The organism is Cellulomonas endophytica (assembly GCF_004123805.1).
Taxonomy (GTDB): Bacteria; Actinomycetota; Actinomycetes; order Actinomycetales; family Cellulomonadaceae; genus Cellulomonas; species Cellulomonas endophytica.
In genome coordinates, this window is the sequence record NZ_RWJX01000013.1 from 18607 (window position 1) to 37116 (window position 18510).

The 18510-nt window shown below is 76.9% G+C and carries 14 protein-coding genes; 5 read left to right on the plus strand and 9 right to left on the minus strand.

Annotated elements, in window-relative coordinates:
• The first annotated feature begins 54 nt into the window (after nucleotides 1-54).
• Entirely contained in the window at nucleotides 55-1260 is a 1206-nt protein-coding gene (locus tag EJA20_RS05850) for a cobalamin-independent methionine synthase II family protein (RefSeq protein WP_129337229.1), read from the plus strand.
• A 75-nt stretch (nucleotides 1261-1335) separates the two neighbouring features.
• Here the strand turns inward: EJA20_RS05850 and EJA20_RS05855 are convergent, their stop codons facing one another.
• The 3 genes from EJA20_RS05855 to EJA20_RS05865 all read right to left on the minus strand — a co-directional run bounded on the left by EJA20_RS05855 (nucleotide 1336) and on the right by EJA20_RS05865 (nucleotide 3516).
• On the minus strand, nucleotides 1336-1680 hold the full coding sequence (locus EJA20_RS05855; protein WP_129337230.1) for an STAS domain-containing protein: 345 nt from the start codon (nucleotides 1678-1680) through the stop codon (nucleotides 1336-1338).
• A gap of 442 nt (nucleotides 1681-2122) precedes the next feature.
• Nucleotides 2123-2626 carry an aminoacyl-tRNA deacylase gene (locus EJA20_RS05860; RefSeq protein ID WP_205687385.1) on the minus strand — a complete coding sequence of 168 codons (504 nt, stop codon included), beginning with the start codon at nucleotides 2624-2626 and terminating at the stop codon, nucleotides 2123-2125.
• Nucleotides 2623-3516: an SDR family oxidoreductase gene (locus EJA20_RS05865; RefSeq protein WP_129337231.1), complete on the minus strand. Its 894-nt coding sequence runs from the start codon at nucleotides 3514-3516 to the stop codon at nucleotides 2623-2625. Before EJA20_RS05865 ends, EJA20_RS05860 begins: the two co-directional genes overlap by 4 nt.
• 296 nt (nucleotides 3517-3812) lie before the next feature.
• Here EJA20_RS05865 and pucL point away from each other — a divergent pair, with 296 nt between their 5' ends.
• Nucleotides 3813-4733, plus strand: coding sequence for a factor-independent urate hydroxylase (gene pucL / locus EJA20_RS05870; RefSeq protein WP_129337232.1), 921 nt, complete (start codon nucleotides 3813-3815; stop codon nucleotides 4731-4733).
• A 27-nt stretch (nucleotides 4734-4760) separates the two neighbouring features.
• On the opposite strand, the gene EJA20_RS05875 is transcribed toward pucL, so the two are convergent.
• Nucleotides 4761-5693, minus strand: coding sequence for a GGDEF domain-containing protein (locus EJA20_RS05875; RefSeq protein WP_129337233.1), 933 nt, complete (start codon nucleotides 5691-5693; stop codon nucleotides 4761-4763).
• A gap of 116 nt (nucleotides 5694-5809) precedes the next feature.
• The gene (nhaA, locus tag EJA20_RS05880; RefSeq protein WP_205687386.1) at nucleotides 5810-7081 is read right to left on the minus strand and encodes a Na+/H+ antiporter NhaA; all 1272 of its coding nucleotides are present in this window, start codon (nucleotides 7079-7081) and stop codon (nucleotides 5810-5812) included.
• A gap of 206 nt (nucleotides 7082-7287) precedes the next feature.
• Here nhaA and EJA20_RS05885 point away from each other — a divergent pair, with 206 nt between their 5' ends.
• Nucleotides 7288-8436 carry a zinc-dependent alcohol dehydrogenase gene (locus EJA20_RS05885; RefSeq protein WP_129337235.1) on the plus strand — a complete coding sequence of 383 codons (1149 nt, stop codon included), beginning with the start codon at nucleotides 7288-7290 and terminating at the stop codon, nucleotides 8434-8436.
• 24 nt (nucleotides 8437-8460) lie between these two features.
• Entirely contained in the window at nucleotides 8461-9033 is a 573-nt protein-coding gene (locus tag EJA20_RS05890; RefSeq protein WP_129337236.1) for a hypothetical protein, read from the plus strand.
• A 19-nt stretch (nucleotides 9034-9052) separates the two neighbouring features.
• On the opposite strand, the gene EJA20_RS05895 is transcribed toward EJA20_RS05890, so the two are convergent.
• Nucleotides 9053-11038: a GGDEF domain-containing protein gene (locus EJA20_RS05895; RefSeq protein WP_129337237.1), complete on the minus strand. Its 1986-nt coding sequence runs from the start codon at nucleotides 11036-11038 to the stop codon at nucleotides 9053-9055.
• 194 nt (nucleotides 11039-11232) lie between these two features.
• Between EJA20_RS05895 and EJA20_RS05900 the strand changes: the two genes are divergently transcribed.
• Nucleotides 11233-16047, plus strand: a complete 4815-nt coding sequence (locus EJA20_RS05900) for a DUF3418 domain-containing protein (protein ID WP_129337238.1) — start codon at nucleotides 11233-11235, stop codon at nucleotides 16045-16047.
• Between the two features lie 54 nt (nucleotides 16048-16101).
• Here EJA20_RS05900 and EJA20_RS05905 read toward each other — a convergent pair whose 3' ends face one another.
• Genes EJA20_RS05905 through EJA20_RS05915 form a run of 3 tightly spaced genes read right to left on the minus strand, consistent with a single transcriptional unit; the run spans nucleotide 16102 to nucleotide 18442 of the window.
• Nucleotides 16102-16662 carry a YqgE/AlgH family protein gene (locus tag EJA20_RS05905; protein ID WP_129337239.1) on the minus strand — a complete coding sequence of 187 codons (561 nt, stop codon included), beginning with the start codon at nucleotides 16660-16662 and terminating at the stop codon, nucleotides 16102-16104.
• A gap of 47 nt (nucleotides 16663-16709) precedes the next feature.
• Nucleotides 16710-17336: an MBL fold metallo-hydrolase gene (locus tag EJA20_RS05910; RefSeq protein WP_129337240.1), complete on the minus strand. Its 627-nt coding sequence runs from the start codon at nucleotides 17334-17336 to the stop codon at nucleotides 16710-16712.
• Nucleotides 17333-18442, minus strand: a complete 1110-nt coding sequence (locus tag EJA20_RS05915; RefSeq protein WP_129337241.1) for an S-(hydroxymethyl)mycothiol dehydrogenase — start codon at nucleotides 18440-18442, stop codon at nucleotides 17333-17335. The genes EJA20_RS05910 and EJA20_RS05915 overlap by 4 nt, the downstream gene beginning before the upstream one ends.
• Between the last annotated feature and the right edge of the window lie 68 nt (nucleotides 18443-18510).

Consider the following 18510-nt stretch of genomic DNA (forward strand, 5'->3'; position numbering starts at 1 on the left):
ACACGTCCGTGGACGCCCCCTCGGCGTGGTGGGGACCCGACCTACAGTCCCGCCATGCTCACGAGCGCCGACGGCATCCTCACCACGCACGCCGGGTCCCTGCCCCGCACCCCGGAGCTCATCGCCGCGAACCGCGCCCGGGCCGCCGGGGAGCCCGCCGAGGACTTCGGGGACCTGCTGCGCGAGCAGGTGCGCTCCCTCGTCGCGCGTCAGCGGGCCCTGGGGATCTCCGTGCCGGGGGACGGCGAGTACGGCAAGGCCATGAGCTCCCCCATGGACTTCGGCGCCTGGTGGTCCTACTCCTTCCAGCGCACGGGTGGCCTCAGGCTCGACGAGCGCGCCGCGTGGGCCACCGCGGACGTCCGCTCCGCCCCCGGCCACGTGCGGCTCACCGGCTTCTCCCACCGTCGGGACCAGCAGCGCTTCGCCGAGGCGTACGGCGACCCGACCTCGGGCATCTTCCACGGCGAGCCCCCGGTCTTCCCGAAGTGCACCGGCCCCCTGACGTACACGGGCCAGGAGTCCATCGCCGCCGACGTCGCGAACCTGCGAGGCGCGCTGGACGCCACGGGCGCGCCGGAGGGGTTCGTGACCGCCCTCGCCCCCGGCTCCGCCGCCCGCATCGCCGACGAGCACTACGGCGACGACGAGGCGTTCCTCATGGCCTGGGCCGACGTCCTGCGGGAGGAGTACGTGGCCGTGCTCGACGCGGGCCTCGTCCTGCAGATCGACGACCCCTCGATCGCCGAGAGCTGGGACCAGGTCGAACCCGAGCCGTCGGTGGCGGACTACGTGGCGTTCGCGGAGCGGCGGGTCGAGGCCCTCAACCACGCCCTGCGCGGCCTGCCCAAGGACCGCATCCGCTTCCACCTGTGCTGGGGCTCCTGGCACGGCCCGCACACGACGGACCTGCCGATGGCGGACATCGTCGCCACGATGCTGCAGGTCCACGCGGGCGCCTTCTCGTTCGAGGCCGCCAACGTGCGCCACGAGCACGAGTTCCGCGTGTGGGACCACGTGACGCTGCCCGACGACGCCCTGATCCTGCCGGGCGTCGTCTCGCACGCGACCAACGTCGTCGAGCACCCCGAGCTCGTCGCGGAGCGCATCGAGCGCTTCGCCGCCCGCGTGGGCCGGGAGCGCGTCGTCGCGTCCACGGACTGCGGGCTGGGCGGCCGGGTCCACGCCCAGATCGCCTGGGCGAAGCTCGAGGCCCTCGTCGCCGGGGCGGAGCTGGCCACCCGGCGCCTCTGGGGCTGACGGGCTGACGGGGCTGACCGGCCCGACCGGGCGCCGGTGCGGCGGGGCCGGCCGAGCGCCCCGCCCCGCCGGCCCTCAGCCGGCGGCGGGCTCCTCGTCGGGGATGTGCTCGGCCAGCCCGACGGTGTCGAGCACGTCGCGCAGGACGCGGCGCGGGTCCCGCAGCCGCAGCTCCATGCCGGCCTCCTGGGCGGCCAGGTGCAGCTGGAGCACGAACGCCAGCCCCGAGGAGTCGATGAAGGTCGTGGCCGTCGCGTCGATGACGACGCGCTGGTCGGCGAAGAGCGCCAGGCCCATGCCGTGGCTGGCCTGGTCGCGCAGGGCTCCGTCGATCTCGCCGACGAGCCGGACGACGGTGGTGCCGCCCTCCGCCTCGACGACGATGCTGCCGGCCGCGGCGCCGGTGACGAGCTGGGTCATGGGTGGTGCTCCTCCGCCCCGTCCGCCGTGGGGGCACGGTCGGCGTGGGTCTGTCGTGGTGCGTGCTGCGTCGTCTGGTGTCCTGCGGGCGTCGCGACGGGGACCGGCGCGACGCCGTGGCGCGCCGGACGGCGCGAGGAGTCCTCGGGGGTCCCGTGCCGCGGGCGCTCCGGTGCGTCCGCGTCGTGCCGGCCGCCGTGCTCCCGAGCGTCGTCCGGTCCAACGGGTGAGGGGCGCACCACGTTCCCACGGGTGGGAGCGCTGCGCGCGGTGCATCACCCTACCGGGTGATGAGAAGACATCGGCAGGTCAGGCGGTCGGCCGGGCCCCGTGACGTCACCGGGCCGACGCTACGTCGGGGCACCGACACGGTCGCCGCGAGCGGCCCCGGCGGGCTCAGGACCACCTCAGCGAGGTGCGCGGCGCAGCGGCCCGGCCCGCCTCAGGGGCCGTCGTCGCCCTCGGGTTCCGTGACGTCCGCGACGGTCGCGTGCAGGACCGTCACGAGGTCGTCGCCGGCGATCGTCGCGCCGACGCCGTGCGCGCCCGCCCCCAGCGACACGGTGCGCCCCCGGACGCGGCTGTCGGCCACCACGGGCCAGGCGGTCGTCGAGCCGAACGGCGTGATGGTGCCGCGCTCGTACCCCGTGACGTCCTTCGCCGTCTCGGCGTCGGGCATGGACAGCCGGCTCACGCCGAGCAGGGAGCGCAGCTTCGGCCAGGAGATCGTCCGGTCCCCCGGCACGAGCACGAGGAGGAAGTCGTCGTCGCCGCGCCGGACCACGAGCGTCTTCACGAGGTCGCGCGGGGCCACGCCGCGCGCGGCGGCCGCCTCGGCCAGGGACGCCACGCGCCCGTGCCGCGTCACGGCGAAGGGCACGCCGGCGGCCTCGAGGGCGGCCAGGGCGCGGCGCTCACCCTCGGACCCCGACCGGTCGGGGCTCACGGGCGCCGCCAGTCGTCCTGCGTCAGGTGGGAGCCGGCCATGGGCCCCATGTTGAGCATGCCGCCGTCGACCACCCAGGAGGCCCCGGTCACGTAGGCGGCCCGGGCCGAGCAGAGGAGCTCGACGACCGCGGCGACCTCCCGCGCGTCCCCCGGCCGGGCGACGGGGATCCCGGGGCGCCGGGCGTCGCGCGTGGGCGCGTCGTCGGTCTGCCCCGTCATCGGCGTGGCGATCTCCCCGGGGGCGACCGCGTTCACGGTGATCCCGTGCTCGGCCAGCTCGAGGGCGGCCGTGCGCACGAGGAGCCCGAGGCCGCCCTTCGCCGCGCAGTAGGCCGCGGCGCCGACGCGGGGGGCGTGCTCGTGCACGCTCGTGATCGCGACGACGCGCCCGCCGCGCCCCGACGCCACCATCCGGCGGGCGGCGGCCTGGAGGCAGCAGAAGAAGCCGTCGAGGTCGATCGTCAGCACCTCGCGCCACTGCTCGAAGGGCAGGTCGAGCACGAGCTGCGAGGAGCCCGTGCCCGAGCACAGGACGAGCGCGTCGATCCCGCCCATCGCGTCCGCCAGCTCCTCCACCACGGCCGCCCCGTCCGTCGGCGTGGCGAGGTCGAGGTGCCGCACGTGCGCCGTGGCGCCCGCGGCCTCCACCTCCTCGCCCGTCGCCCGCCCGCCGGCCTCGTCGGAGCTGTAGGTGAGCGCCACGTGCCGCCCCGGCGCCGCCAGCGCGACGGCCACCGCCCGCCCGATCCCGGAGTCGCCTCCGACGACCAGCACGCGCTCGGGGTCGTGGACCTCCGGCACCTCCCGCGGGTCCGGCGTCGGCGCGCCGGCCGTCCCCCCGCCCTGGTCCGTCCCCTGGTCCCTGCCCTGAGCCGTGGCCTGCGTCATCGTGACCCCTCTCGCCTCGACGGGCCGCCCGCGCACCCCCGCGGCTCGTCGTCCGCGGCGTCCTGCGCCCGTGCGCCGTGGCCCGCGTCCAGGTGGGCCCGTGCCGTCGTGCTGCCGAGTCTGGCGCGGGGCCCGCCGCGCCGCACGGCGGCCCGGGGACCGCACGGCGCGGCGGTAACGCGGCTGTTACCTGCGGGACATCGCCCCGGGGCCCGGGACGACCTAGCGTCACGGGGCGGCGGTCCCCCCGCAGCACCCGCACCCCATCACCCGCACCCCAGCCGGAGGACGCCCGCATGCCGAAGCCCGACGGGTTCAGCCTCGGCGCCCACCAGTACGGCAAGGCCGAGGTGCGCCTCGTCCGGGTCACCCGCGACACCCCGCGGCACACGGTCGAGGACCTGACCGTCTCGAGCCAGCTGCGCGGCGCGGCGCTGGAGGAGTCCTACTACACGGGCGACAACAGCGCGGTCCTGGCCACGGACACGCAGAAGAACACCGTCTACGCGTTCGCCCAGCAGCACGGCGTCGGGGCGCCCGAGGACTTCCTGCTGCGGCTGGGGCGGCACTTCGTCGCGACGCAGGACGCCGTCGAGGGCGGGATCTGGCACGCGCAGCGGCACACGTGGGAGCGCATCGTGGCCGGGGGCGCGGAGCACGACCACGCGTTCGTGCGCGCCGGGCGCGGCACCCGCACCGCCGTCGTGCAGATCGACGGCGCCGCGACGCACGTCCTGGCCGGCGTGACGGACCTCGTCGTGCTCAAGAGCACGGGCAGCGCGTTCTCCGGCTTCCCCCGCGACCGCTACACGACGCTCGCCGAGACGGACGACCGCATCCTCGCCACGTCCGTGACCGCGCGCTGGCGGTACCTGCCCGAGGCGGTCGAGGCGGGCACGGACTACGACGTGGCGTTCGCCACCGCGGAGGCCGCCCTGCTCGAGGCCTTCGCGCAGGTGCACTCGCTCGCGCTGCAGCAGACGCTCTTCGCCATGGGCCGGGCGGTCCTCGAGGCCCTGCCCGCGGCCGCCGAGGTGCGGTTCTCCATGCCGAACAAGCACCACTTCCTCGTGGACCTCGCACCGTTCGGGCTCGAGAACCCGAACGAGGTCTTCCACGCCGCGGACCGCCCCTACGGCCTCATCGAGGGGACCGTCGTGCGCGACGGGGTCCAGCCGGCACCGGGGGCCTGGCAGTCGCTGCCGGGCTTCGTCTAGACCGCAGGCCCCGCCGGACCCCCGCCGTCACGCGTCGTGCGTGCCGCCCGCACCCCGGGGGTAGCCCCCGACCCGCACCCGGCCGCCGCCCTCGCGCTTCGCCGCGTACATGAGGGCGTCGGCCGCGCGCAGCACCCCGTCGACGTCGGCCGAGGGGTCGTCGACGAGGAGCGCGCCCACGCTCACGGACGGGGCCGGGGCGCCGGCGCCCGTGGGCGCGGGTGCGTCCACGACCCGGGCCGCGAGCGCACCGACGTCCTCCCGGGTGCCGGCCCGGGGGGCGACGACGACGAACTCGTCCCCCGCGAGCCGCCCGACCACGTCGTCGCCCCGCAGGGCGGACCGCAGCCGCTCACCCGTGGCGGCGAGGACGGCGTCGCCCGTCGCGTGGCCGTACCGGTCGTTGAGCTCCTTGAACCGGTCGACGTCGACGAAGAGGACGCCGAACGGCACGTGGGCGGCGCAGGCGGCGGCGAGCAGCCCCACGAGCGCGCGCCGGTTCGGCAGCCCGGTCAGCGGGTCCTGCATGGCCTGCTCCCGCAGCGCCCGCTCCGCCAGGACGTCGGCGTCGACGTTGCGCCAGGAGACCACGACGTCACCGGCGACCGCGGTCGCGCGGACGTCGGCCCAGCCGCTCGCCGACGTGGGGTCCTCGGGGTGGCCCTCGATGCGCACCCGCCGCGCCTCCTGCGTCGTGCCCGTGGCGAGCACGCGCCGGTACAGGGCGAACAGCTCGGGCGACCGCTCGGGCAGGCGCATCCGCTGGGCCCGCGGGTCGCCGCCGGCGCGCGCGTGCGTGCCGTTGAGGTCGTCGATGACGAAGTCGACGACCCTGTCGCCCTCGCGGACCGGCCGCACGAGGATGAGGGGGTCCAGCGTGGTGTCCAGGACGGCGGACAGGCGCACGCGCAGCAGGGAGGCCTCGGCCGCCCCGCCCGCGCCCGCCGGCCCTCCCGTCATGGACCCCATCGTGGCGCACCGCCGTCCCCGGCGGACCGGCCGGGCCCCGGCGCTCGTCCGGACGGGTGGCGGCACCACCCCGCCGCCCCCGCACCGGCACGTCCGGGGGCCCGCCGTCAGGGCCGGACGTCCCCGATCCGCGCGACGTCCACGTCCGGCACCCCGTCGCGGTTCATGTCCGCGTCGCGCGCCCGGCGGGCGTCCCAGCGCAGCGTGAGCGCACCGAGGACGGCCGCCAGGAGGGAGGCGAGCAGGATGGCGATCTTCGCGCCGTCCGTGTGCTCGGAGTCGGGGAAGGACAGCTCGGCGACGAGGAGCGAGACCGTGAAGCCGATGCCGGCCAGGAGGCCGACGGGCAGCAGGTCCCGCAGGCCGATCGCGTCCGCCAGCCGGAGCGGCGTCAGCCGCGTCACCAGCGCCGTCGTGCCGAGGACGCCCACGACCTTGCCGACGACGAGCCCGACGAGCACCGCCGCCACGACGGGCTGGCCGAGCACCTGCGCGACGCCCTCGCCGTCGACGAGGTTCACGCCGGCGGAGAAGAAGGCGAACACCGGGAGCGCGAAGCCGGCGGACACCGGGCTCCACGCGTGGCCCCACCGCTCCGTCCGCGAGAGCGCCTCGCCGTGCACGGGCCGGGCGGGCACGACGAGCCCGACGAGCACGCCCGCGATCGTCGCGTGCACCCCGGACTCGTGCATGAGGACCCAGGCCACGACGGCGAGCGGCGCGACGAGCCACAGCGGCGGGCGGCGCCGGCGCACGAGGACCCCGATCACCGCGACGAGCGCGGCGGACCCGGCCAGCGCGCCCCAGACGAGGCCGCTGGAGTAGAACGCGGCGATGACGACGATCGCCAGGAGGTCGTCGACGACCGCCAGCGTGAGGAGGAAGGTGCGCAGCGCGGCCGGCAGCCCGCGGCCGAAGATGGCCAGCACGGCGAGCGCGAAGGCGATGTCCGTGGCGGCGGGGATCGCCCAGCCGTGCGCGGCGGCCGGGTCGCCCAGCACCTGCACGAGGACCAGGTAGAGCAGCGCCGGGACCGCCATGCCGCCCACCGCCGCCAGGACCGGCACCCCGGCCTGGCGGGGGTTGCGCAGGCTTCCGGCGACGATCTCCTGCTTGAGCTCCAGGCCCACCACGAGGAAGAAGATCGCGAGCAGCCCGTCGGCGGCCCACGTCGACAGGGTGAGGTCCAGGTGGAGCGCCTCCGGTCCCAGCCGGGTCCCGGCCAGCGCCGCGTACCCGTCCCGCGCGGGGGAGTTCGCCCACACGAGGGCGAGGACCGCCGCCCCGATGAGGAGGAGGCCGCCCGTCGTCTCCTGGGCCGCCCAGGCGCCGAAGCGGGCGACGGGGTTGCGGGACGGGGCGGGGGCGTGCGCGGTCACGGGGCTCCTCGGGGTCGGGCGGGCGTCCACGGTCCCGGCGGGGTCGCCGAGGGGACTGCCGACCAGACTTCCCGGCGCACCTGGTGACCAGTATGCCCGGGCGGGCGCCCCGGCGCGGGTTGCGCGCCGGGGCAGCCGTGCGAGCCTGGCGGTGCGCCGCAGGACCTCCAGCCACGGGGAGGCGGCCCGACGACGGGAGCGCCCACGTGAAGGCCATGGTCTACCGAGGCCCGTACAAGCTCCGCGTGGAGGAGAAGGACCGGCCGCGCATCGAGCACCCGCAGGACGCGGTCGTGCGGGTCACGCTGGCCACCATCTGCGGCTCCGACCTGCACCTCTACCACGGCATGATGCCGGACACGCGCATCGGGCACACGTTCGGGCACGAGTTCGTGGGCGTCGTCGACGAGGTCGGCTCGGCCGTCGAGAACCTGAAGGTCGGCGACCGCGTCATGGTGCCGTTCAACGTCTACTGCGGCACCTGCTTCTTCTGCGCGCGGGGCCTGTACTCCAACTGCCACAACGTCAACCCCAACGCCACGGCGGTCGGCGGCATCTACGGCTACTCGCACACGACCGGCGGCTACGACGGCGGGCAGGCGCAGTACGTCCGCGTGCCCTTCGCCGACGTGGGCCCGTCGGTGATCCCGGACTGGCTGTCCGACGCGGACGCGGTGCCCCTCACCGACGCGGTGTCCACCGGCTACTTCGGCGCGCAGCTCGCCGACGTGGTGGAGGGCGACGTCGTCGTCGTGCTCGGTGCCGGCCCGGTCGGGCTGACGGCCGCCCGCTCGGCCTGGTTCATGGGCGCGGGGCGCGTCATCGTCGTCGACCACCTCGACTTCCGCCTCGAGAAGGCCCGGACGTGGGCCTACGCGGAGACGGTGAACTTCTCGCAGGTCGACGACGTCGTGCTGCACCTCAAGCGCATGACGGGCGGCCTCGGGGCGGACGCGGTCATCGACTGCGTGGGCGCGGAGGCCGACGGCAACCTCCTCCAGCACGTCACGAGCGCCAAGCTCAAGCTCCAGGGCGGTTCCCCGATCGCGCTGAACTGGGCCATCGACGCCGTGCGCAAGGGCGGGACGGTCTCGGTCATGGGCGCCTACGGCCCCATGTTCAGCGCGGTGAAGTTCGGCGACGCGATGAACAAGGGCCTCACCCTGCGGATGAACCAGACGCCGGTGAAGCGGCAGTGGCCGCGGCTGCTCGAGCACGTGCGCGCCGGGCTGCTCACGCCGAGCGACCTGCTCACGCACACGTTCCCGCTCGACGACATCGCCGAGGCCTACCACGTGTTCTCCAGCAAGCTCGACGGCTGCATCAAGGCCGCCGTCGTGCCCGGCCAGGACTGACCCGAGAGCCCGAGGAGGCCCGCCGTGCCGTACACCGCCCGCAAGCCGCCCCTGCCCGAGACCACGGAGCAGCTGCGCGCCCGAATCCCCGGCTGGGGGGTCGACCTCGACCCGCGCGACCGCCCCGCCTTCCCGCGCGAGGTCCCCGACGAGGCCGTCATCGCCGCGGAGCCCCTCCCGGAGCAGCAGCCCGAGCTCCGGCCCCGGGAGCGCTCGGTGGAGCACCTGCGCCTCACGCCCGTGTTCGGCACGGCGCAGCCGCTCCACGGCCTCTCGGGCGCCGTGAAGCGGCTCGCGTACGCCCGCTACTCCGAGGCGCGGGCCGCCCACTGGCTCCTGCTGCTCGCCGGGGACCGCATCGAGTCGGCCGGCGCCCACCTGCGCTCGCTCGCCACCGCGCACCCCGACGACCCGGTCACCGAGAGCGGCGTGCTCGGCGAGCGCGGCGCGCACCCCGTCCGCAGCCGGCTCGGCGAGCACCGGGCCGACCTGTCCCACACGCCCCTGGACCCCGTCGTCGTCGGCGGGCCCTGGGTCCTCGCCGTCGGCGCGGCCGTGCTCGGCGTCCGCGCCGTCGTCCGGCGGACCCGCCGCTGACCCCCGGCCACGGAGCCGGTCAGAGCCCGGCGGCGCCGCTCGGGGACGGGATGACGCCGGGCAGCGCACGACCGTGGACGGCGACGAGGTCGCGCCCGCCCCGCTTGCCGCGGTAGAGCGCGCCGTCCGCGCGGGCCACCACGTCGTCGGAGGTGAGGCCGGGCTCCCACTGCGCGACCCCGATCGTGCACGTCTGCCCCGCCGGCACGACCGCCTGGATGCGGCGCGCCAGCTCGGCGGCGTCGGACGCCGTGCACCCGGGCAGGGCCAGCGCGAACTCCTCGCCGCCCCACCGCGCGACCGTGTCCATCTCCCGCAGGACCAGCCCGACGCGACGGGCGAACTCCGTCAGGAGGTCGTCGCCCGCGAGGTGCCCGTGGGCGTCGTTGTAGTGCTTGAAGTGGTCGAGGTCGATCATCGCGAAGGTCAGCGGGGTCCCGTGGCGCTGGGCGCGCGCGATCTCGCCGCTGGCGGTCGCGTCCCACCGCCGCCGGTTCGGCAGGCCCGTGAGGGGGTCGCGCTCGGCCGCCACCTCGAGCCGGGCCAGCAGGTCGGCGCGCTCGATGAGGTGCGACGCCTCCCCGGCGAGGGTCTGCAGCATCGCCGCGTCCCGCTCGTCGAGCCCCGTGCGCCGGTCGGCGAGGACGACGACGAGGACCGCCACCGTCACGCCGCCGCGGGCGCGCACGGGCTGCCAGGCCAGCGACGCGGCACCGACGGTCTCGCGGACGGTCGGCGCCACGCGGGCGTCCCGGCCGGCGTCGGGGACGAAGTCCGGGACGCCCGAGCAGTACACGTCGAGGGTGATGCTCTCGTCGGCCATGCTCAGCCGCACGGGCCGGTCCCAGCCGTGCGCGCCCGTCGAGACGAGGAGGCCGTGCCCGTCAGGCTCCATGAGGAAGGCGGAGGCGGCGCCCGTGACGCCCGCGACCGCGTGGCAGAGGGCCGCGCGGGGGTCGGCGGCCGCCGCGATCTCCGTGGAGGCGTCGGCGAGGCGCTGGACGCGGCGGGTCGTCGCCTCGGCCTCGAGGGCGCGGCCCCGCAGCTCCGCCGCGAGCGCGGCGCGGTCGTCCCGTCCGGTGCTCAGCGCGAGGCCGACCACCGAGAGCAGGGCGACGAACGCCTGCGCGACGAGCACCTCCTCGGCGCGGCTCTCGATGGCGGCGAAGGCGCCGTGCCCGGCGACGGTGACCACGGCGACGACGACGCTCACGACGAAGTCGTGCAGCACGGTGATCGTCGTGGAGAACCGCAGGGCGATCCACAGGGTGACGGCGAAGAGGCAGAACGCGAGGGGCAGCTCGAGCACGCTGAACACGACCCCGCAGACGACGGCCGACAGCACGACGGCCAGCGCCAGCTCGAGCTGCCGCAGGGTGCCGTGCGGCACGTCGAGGCGCTCGCGGAGGGGCACCCGGGCCTCGCCGTCGCCCGGCAGCAGCAGCGGGGTCAGCCGCAGGACGAGGGTGCCGAGCAGGAGGACGCTCACGGAGGCGCGGACCACGAGCAGCACGGCGACGAGCGGGGTGGCGGCGCCGCCGCCGAGCGCGGCACCGGTGAAGGAGAAGACCGCGGCGGCGAGCCCCGACACGACCGACGCCCCCACCAGGGGCCAGACGTCGCGGGAGAGGGCGAGCACGGGCAGGGCGCGCGCCTGCCCCCAGCCCGACGGCCACCAGCGGCGCAGGAGGCGGCCGAAGACGTGCACCTGCGCCACCCGGGCGAGCGAGACGCCGACCGACGTCGCCACCGGGAGACCGTCGTGCAGGTTCACCGCCAGGGTGAGGCCGACGAGCAGCACGTGGTCGAGGACGGCCGTCGGCTGCCGGCGCTGCGCGAGGAACCACACGGCGGCGACACCCGCCGCCGGGTAGACGAGCGAGAGGTGGCTCGCGTCCCCGGCGGTGGCCCGGCCCAGCAGGAGCGCGACGAGGTACGCCGCGGCGAACCCGGCGCTGCGCAGGGCCGGGGTGAGGACCCCGCGGGGTCCGCGTCGCGCGGGCATGGGCGTCCTCCTGGTCGTGCCGGCACGGGCCGGAGGGTGGCCGCCCGGTGGTGGCCCCCGTCAGGACCGCGGTCGCGCCCCTCGCCCGTCCCATCGTTCGTCCCGGTCCCCTCCACGAGGGGACCGGGCGCACGTCACCCCCTCGGCGCAGGCCGGCCGTGCGCAGTTGCACCGGCCTGGGAGGATGGGCGGTCGTGAGCACGTCCCTCGCCGCCGGCCCGTCCGGCCCCTCGCCCGACCCGGGGTCCCGTCGCGGCCGCCGGGGCGGTGGCGGCGGTGCGCGCGGTGCCGGTGCCGGGGGTGGGGCGGGCGCCCGCGGCGGCGGCACCCGCGGCGGGCGCCGGGGGTCCGGCACGGGCCCGGAGGACGAGGCGCGCCTCCTCGCCCGGCTCGAGCGGGCGGCCGCCCACCGGGCCGCGGTCGACCTCGGGACGATCACCTACCCCGAGGAGCTGCCCGTCAGCGCCCGGCGCGAGGACATCGCGGCGGCGATCCGCGACCACCAGGTCGTCGTCGTCGCGGGCGAGACGGGCTCGGGCAAGACGACGCAGCTGCCGAAGATCGCGCTCGAGCTGGGGCGGGGGCGCGCGGGCCAGATCGGCCACACCCAGCCCCGCCGGATCGCCGCCCGCTCCGTGGCCGAGCGGATCGCGGAGGAGCTCGGCGGGTCGATCGGCGGCGTCGTCGGCTACCAGGTGCGGTTCACGGACGAGTCCAGCGAGGACACGCTCGTCAAGGTCATGACGGACGGCATCCTGCTCGCGCAGATCCAGCGCGACCCGCTGCTGCGCCAGTACGACACCCTCATCGTCGACGAGGCGCACGAGCGCTCCCTCAACATCGACTTCATCCTCGGCTACCTCACCCGGCTGCTGCCGCGCCGCCCCGACCTCAAGCTCGTCATCACCTCGGCGACGATCGACTCGGCGCGCTTCGCCCGGCACTTCGCCTCCCCGCCCACGCCCGAGCACCCCGAGGGCCTGCCGGCGCCGGTCGTCGAGGTCACGGGCCGCACGTACCCCGTCGAGATCCGGTACCGCCCGCTGTCCCCCGACCGGGAGGCCGAGGAGCTGGGCATCGGCGACGACAGGGCCGACCTCGACGAGGCCGACGACGCGGGCGCCCGCGACGCGACGCGGGGCCCCGGGCGCCGGGGTGCCGCTGCGGCCGCCCCCGCGCGGGCCGGGTCCCGGGCACGGGCCTCCGCCGGGGCGGGCCCGGGCCGCGGGGCCGCCCCGCGCGGCGCCGACAAGGACCTCGTCACGGGGATCGTCGAGGCGGTCGAGGAGCTCGTCGCGGAGGGCCCCGGGGACGTCCTCGTGTTCCTGTCCGGCGAGCGGGAGATCCGCGACGCGGAGGACGGGCTGCGCGGCGCCTTCGGCCCGCGCGTGAGCGACCCCCGCCACCCGCAGGCCGTCGAGCTGCTGCCGCTGTACTCCCGGCTGTCCGCCGCGGAGCAGCACCGGGTCTTCGAGGCGCACGCCGCCCGCCGCATCGTCCTGGCGACGAACGTCGCGGAGACGTCGCTGACCGTCCCGGGCATCCGGTACGTCGTCGACCCCGGGACCGCGCGCATCTCGCGGTACTCCAAGGCGACGAAGGTGCAGCGCCTGCCGATCGAGCCCATCAGCCAGGCCTCGGCGAACCAGCGCTCGGGCCGCTCGGGGCGACTCTCACCCGGCGTCGCGATCCGGCTGTACTCGGAGGAGGACTTCCGGTCCCGGCCCGAGTACACGGAGCCGGAGATCCTGCGCACGTCGCTGGCCTCCGTGATCCTCCAGATGATCGCGGTGGGGGTCGTCGCCTCGCCCGACGAGGTCGTCGACTTCCCCTTCGTCGACCCGCCGGACGTGCGGGCCGTCCGCGACGGCGTCGCGCTGCTCACCGAGCTCGGCGCGCTCCTGGACGTCGAGGGGCGCCTGTCGCTGACCGACACCGGCCGCGCGCTGGCCCAGCTGCCCATCGACCCGCGGCTGGCCCGGATGCTCGTCGAGGCCGGGCGGCGCGGGGTCGGGCGCGAGGTCGCCGTCATCGCCGCCGCCCTGTCGATCCAGGACCCGCGCGAGCGCCCCGCCGAGCAGCGCGAGCAGGCCGACGCGCTGCACCGGCGGTTCGCCGACCCCTCGTCGGACCTGCTCACCTACCTCAACCTGTGGACGTGGCTGCGCGAGCAGCGCCGGGCGCTGTCGGGGTCGGCGTTCCGGCGGCAGGTGCGCTCGGAGTTCCTCAACTACCTGCGGCTGCGCGAGTGGCAGGACGTGGTGACGCAGCTGCGCGACCTCGCCGAGCCCCTCGGCATCGACGCGAAGGGCGCGCCCCGCCCGACCGACCGGCCCGTCGTGGGCACCGGCGACGACGCCCTGGCCGCGCGACCCGGTCGCCCGGGGCGGGGGACCGCCGCACCGGCGCCGTCGGACCCGGCCGACGGGACGGCGGCGGCACCCGACGCCCCGGCGGCCGCCGACGCCGACGAGGAGCCCGTCGAGGCCACGGAGCAGACGCGCTGGGGCTGGGACGCGGACCGGATCCACCAGTCCGTGCTGTCCGGGCTGCTGTCCCAGCTCGGCATGCAGGAGGCCACCGACGTCGCCGCCACCGGCGGCCGCGGCCGGGGCCGCGACGAGCGCACGCCCGCCCGGCCCGACCGCCGCGGCCGCAACGAGTACCTCGGCGCCCGCGGCGCGCGGTTCGCGATCTTCCCCGGGTCGGGCCTGGCCCGGCGCCCCCCGGCGTGGGTCATGGCGGCCGAGCTCGTCGAGACGTCCCGGTTGTGGGCCCGCGACGTGGCCCGGGTGCAGCCGGAGTGGGCGGAGGAGCTCGCCGCGCACCTGGTGAAGCGCACGTACTCCGAGCCGGCGTGGTCCACCCGGCAGGGCGCCGCGACCCTGGACGAGAAGGTGCTGCTGTACGGGGTGCCGATCGTCGCGCAGCGGCGGATCCTGCTCGGCCACGTCGACCGGCCGCTGGCGCGCGAGATGTTCCTGCGGCACGCCCTCGTGCAGGGCGAGTGGACGACCCCGCACGCCTTCTTCCACGAGAACCGCCGCCTCCTGGCCGAGGCGCAGGCGCTCGAGGCCCGCGCCCGCCGCCGCGACCTCGTCGTCGACGACGACGTGCTCTTCGACTTCTACGACGAGCGCGTGCCCGAGGACGTGGTCTCGGCGGCGCACTTCGACCGCTGGTGGAAGGGCGCCCGGCGCCAGGACCCCGACCGGCTGACGTTCACGCGCGACCTCCTCGTCGCCCCCGAGGCGCACGGCATCGACGAGGCCGCATTCCCCTCCCGCTGGCCGCAGGGCGACCTGCTGCTGCCGCTGACGTACCAGTTCGAGCCCGGCACGGAGGCCGACGGCATCACGGTGCACGTCCCCCTCGTCACGCTCTCGCGCGTACGGCCCGAGGGGTTCGACTGGCTCGTGCCGGGCGTGCGCGCCGAGCTCCTCACCGCGACGATCCGCGCCCTGCCCAAGCCCGTGCGCGTCCAGCTCGTGCCGGCGCCCGACGTGGCGCGGCAGGTGGACGCGTGGATGGGCGAGCACCTGGCCTCGTGGGAGGACACGGTGCGCGCGGCCGACGCGGCGCCCTCCTTCGCCCAGGCCTTCGCGCAGGCGGTGCGGGCGGTGCGGGACGTGGAGGTGCCGCCCGACGCGATCGACCCCGAGCGGCTGCCGGCGCACCTGCGCATGACGTTCCGCGTCGTCGGCGACCGCGGCGGCGTGCTCGACGAGAGCCGCGACCTGCTGCTCCTCCAGCGGCGGCTGGCCGGCCGCGCGCAGGACGCGGTCTCGACCGCGGTCCGAACCGCGGTCCAGGCGGCGATGGCGGAGGCCATGGGCACGGCGGGCGGTGGACCCGCGGCACCGGCGGGCGGGCCCGACGGGGCGCGCGACGGACGTGGCCGCGGTCGTGGCCGGGACCGCGGGCGCGACCGTGCCGGTGCGGCCGGGCCGACGGCCGGGGAGGGCCCAGGGGTGGCTGCACCGGGCGCGCCGGGTGCGCCCGGCGCGCCCGGCGCCGCACCGGTGCCCTCGGCACCCGCCGCCGCCGCGGCGCCGGCGCCCGACCTGGAGCGCACGGGGCTGACGACGTGGCCGGAGCTGCCGGGCGGCACGCTGCCCGAGGTCCTCACGACGTCGGTCGGCGGCGTGCCCGTGCGCGCGTACCCGACCCTCGTCGAGGAGCCCGCGCCGCGCACGGGGGCGGCGGGGGGCGGGGGCACCACGGTCGCGCTGCGCACCCTCGCCGACGCCGCCGCGGTCCCCGCCGCCGCGCGCGCCGGGCTGCGCCGCCTGCTCCTGGTCGACGTCGGGCTGGCCACCGCCCGCGTCACGAGCCGGTGGACGGGCCAGCAGGCCCTCGCGCTCGCCGCCACGCCCTACCCGAGCACCGCGGCGCTCGTCGAGGACGTGCAGCTCGCGGCGGTCGACCGGCTCGTCGCGCAGCACCTCACCGCCACCGCGGGCGGGCCGCACCCCGAGCGCGTCCGCAGCGCCGAGGCGTACGCGTCGCTGCGGGCGCACGTCCGGGCGCACCTCGAGGGCGACGTGCACCGGCTGGTCGGCGACCTCGTCGGCGTGCTCACCGCCTGGCGGGAGACGGAGGCGGCCGTCCGCGCGACGACGAGCCTGGCGCTGCTCGCCACCGCCCAGGACGTGCGGGAGCAGACGGCCCGGCTCGTCCCCCCCGGCGTCGTGCTCGCCACCGGTGCCGACCGCCTCCCCCAGCTCGGCCGCTACCTCCGCGCCGCCCGCCACCGCCTGGAGAAGGCCGCGTCCGACCCGCGCCGCGACGCCGACCTCGCCTGGCAGGTGCACGAGGTCGAGGGCCTGTGGCGGGAGGCCGTCGCCCGGGCGCGGGCCGCCGCCCCCGACGCCGAGCGCGACGCCGCCCTGGACGCGGTCCGCTGGCAGCTCGAGGAGCTGCGCGTGAGCCTCTTCGCGCAGTCCCTGGGCACGCCCGTGCCGGTGTCCGCCACCCGCATCCGCAAGGCCCTCGCCGCGCTGCGCTGACCGCGTCCGCACCGCCGCCCGGGCCTCGCCGGGATGAGGGACCCGGCCCCGCCGTCAGTTCAGCTCCGGGTCCTCGGGCCAGAGGTGGCGCAGCGCGAGGTCGCCGCCCTGCCGGCGCACGACGCGGGACCACAGGTCGTCCGGCGCGGGGGTGAAGGGGTCGTCGGGCAGCGCGTCGAGCACCCACCACGCGCCCAGCTCCACCTCCCCGTCGAGCTGCCCCGGGCCCCACCCCGCGTAGCCGGCGAAGATGCGCAGGCCCGGCAGGGCGAGCGACGCCGGCTCCGCGTCGAGGTCGACGAGCCCGAAGGCGCCGGCGATCCGGTCGACCCCGTCCGGCGCCGCCCGGCCCGCGGGCACCGCCGCGACGCCGATGGCGCTGTCGAGGCCGACCGGGCCGCCCTGGAAGAGGCGGCCGGGCGCGGTGGCGAACCTCTGCCAGCCGGGCAGGACCGTGGAGACGTCGACCTCGAGCGGGTGGTTCACGACGACCCCGAACGCGCCGTCGGGGCCGTGGTCGAGCACGAGGACGACGGCCCGCCGGAACGGCGGGTCCTCCAGGCGCGGGGTGGCCACGAGCAGCCGCCCGGCCCAGCTCTCCGTGACCTCGTCCACCGCCCCATCATCACCCCGGTCCCGCACGGGCCGCCCCCCGGCGGTGGTCAGTGCCCCCGGTCGATCCACTCCTGCAGGTGGGGGGCCTCGTCGCCGATGGTCGTCGACGCACCGTGCCCCGTGAGGACGCGGGTGGCCGGCGGCAGCGTGAGCAGGCGGTCCCGGATGGACGCGACGATCGTCGGGAAGTCCGAGAACGACCGGCCGGTGGCGCCGGGGCCGCCGGCGAAGAGCGTGTCGCCCGTGAGGACGGTCTCGAGCTCGGGCACGTAGAGGCAGACCGCGCCCGGCGTGTGGCCGGGCGTGTGGAGGACGTGCACCTCGACGTCGCCGACCTGCAGCACCTCGCCGTCGACGAGGTCCTCCGTCGGGACGCCCCCGTGCGTGAGCTCCCACACCGGCCGGTCGGCGGGGTGCAGCAGGACGGGCGCGTCGAACCGGTCCGCCAGCTCGGGCGCCATGCGGACGTGGTCGTCGTGGGCGTGGGTGCACACGACCGCCAGCACGTCGCGGTCGCCGACGGCGGCGGCGATCGCCTCCACGTCGTGGGGCGCGTCGACCACGACGCACTCGTCGTCGTCGCCGAGGACCCACACGTTGTTCTCGACGTCGAAGGTCTCGCCGTCGAGGCTGAACGTCCCCGAGGTCGTGAGGTGGTCCAGGCGCGTGCTCATGCCCCCGCCCCCTCGAGCACGACCACGGAGCGCAGCACCTCGCCGCGGCCCATGGTCGCGAACGCGGCCTCGACGTCCCCGAGCCCGATGCGCTCGGAGACGAACGCGTCGAGCGGCAGCCGCCCGTGCGCGAAGAGCTCGAGCAGCGCCGGGAAGTCCCGCTCGGGCAGGCAGTCGCCGTACCAGGAGGACTTCAGGGCGCCGCCGCGGCCGAACACGTCGAGCAGCGGCACCTCGAGCGTCATCTGCGGCGTCGGCACCCCGACGAGGACCACGGTGCCCGCGAGGTCGCGCGCGTAGAACGCCTGCCGCCACGTCTCGGGCCGGCCCACGGCGTCGATGACGACGTCCGCGCCGAACCCGTCCGTCAGCGCCTGGACCGCCGCGACGACCTCGCCCTCGTCCATGCCGGCCGAGTGCACGGTGTGCGTGGCGCCGAGCTCGCGCGCCCAGGTCAGCTTCCGCTCGTCGAGGTCGACCGCGACGACCCGCCGCGCACCGGCGAGCACCGCCCCGGCGACCGCGGCGCAGCCGACGCCACCGCAGCCGATGACGGCGACCGTCTGGCCGCGCCGCACGGGTGCCGTGTTCACCGCCGCGCCGATGCCGGCCATGACGCCGCAGCCCAGGAGGCCGGCGACGGCCGGGTCGACGCCCGGGTCGACCTTCGTGCACTGGAGCGCGTGGACGAGGGTCTTCTCCGCGAACGCCCCGATGCCCAGCGCGGGGCTCAGCGGGGTCCCGTCCGTCAGCGTCATGCGCTGCGCGGCGTTGTGCGTGTCGAAGCAGTACTGCGGCTCGCCGCGCCGGCAGGCCCGGCAGCGCCCGCACACCGCGCGCCAGTTGAGGACGACCGTGTCCCCGACCGCGACGTGCGTGACGCCCTCGCCCACCGCGGAGACCACGCCGGCGGCCTCGTGGCCGAGCAGGAACGGGTAGTCGTCGCTGATCCCGCCCTCGCGGTAGTGCAGGTCCGTGTGGCAGACCCCGCACGCGCGGACGTCGACGACGGCCTCGCCGGGGCCGGGGTCGGGGACCACGACGTCGACGGTCTCGACGGGCGCCCCCTCTGCGAGCGCGACGACTCCGCGGACGGTGTGCGGCACAGGTCCTCCTGACGGTCGGCAGGCCGCGGACGACGGCCCGCGACGCCGCCACGGTAGTCACTGCAGCG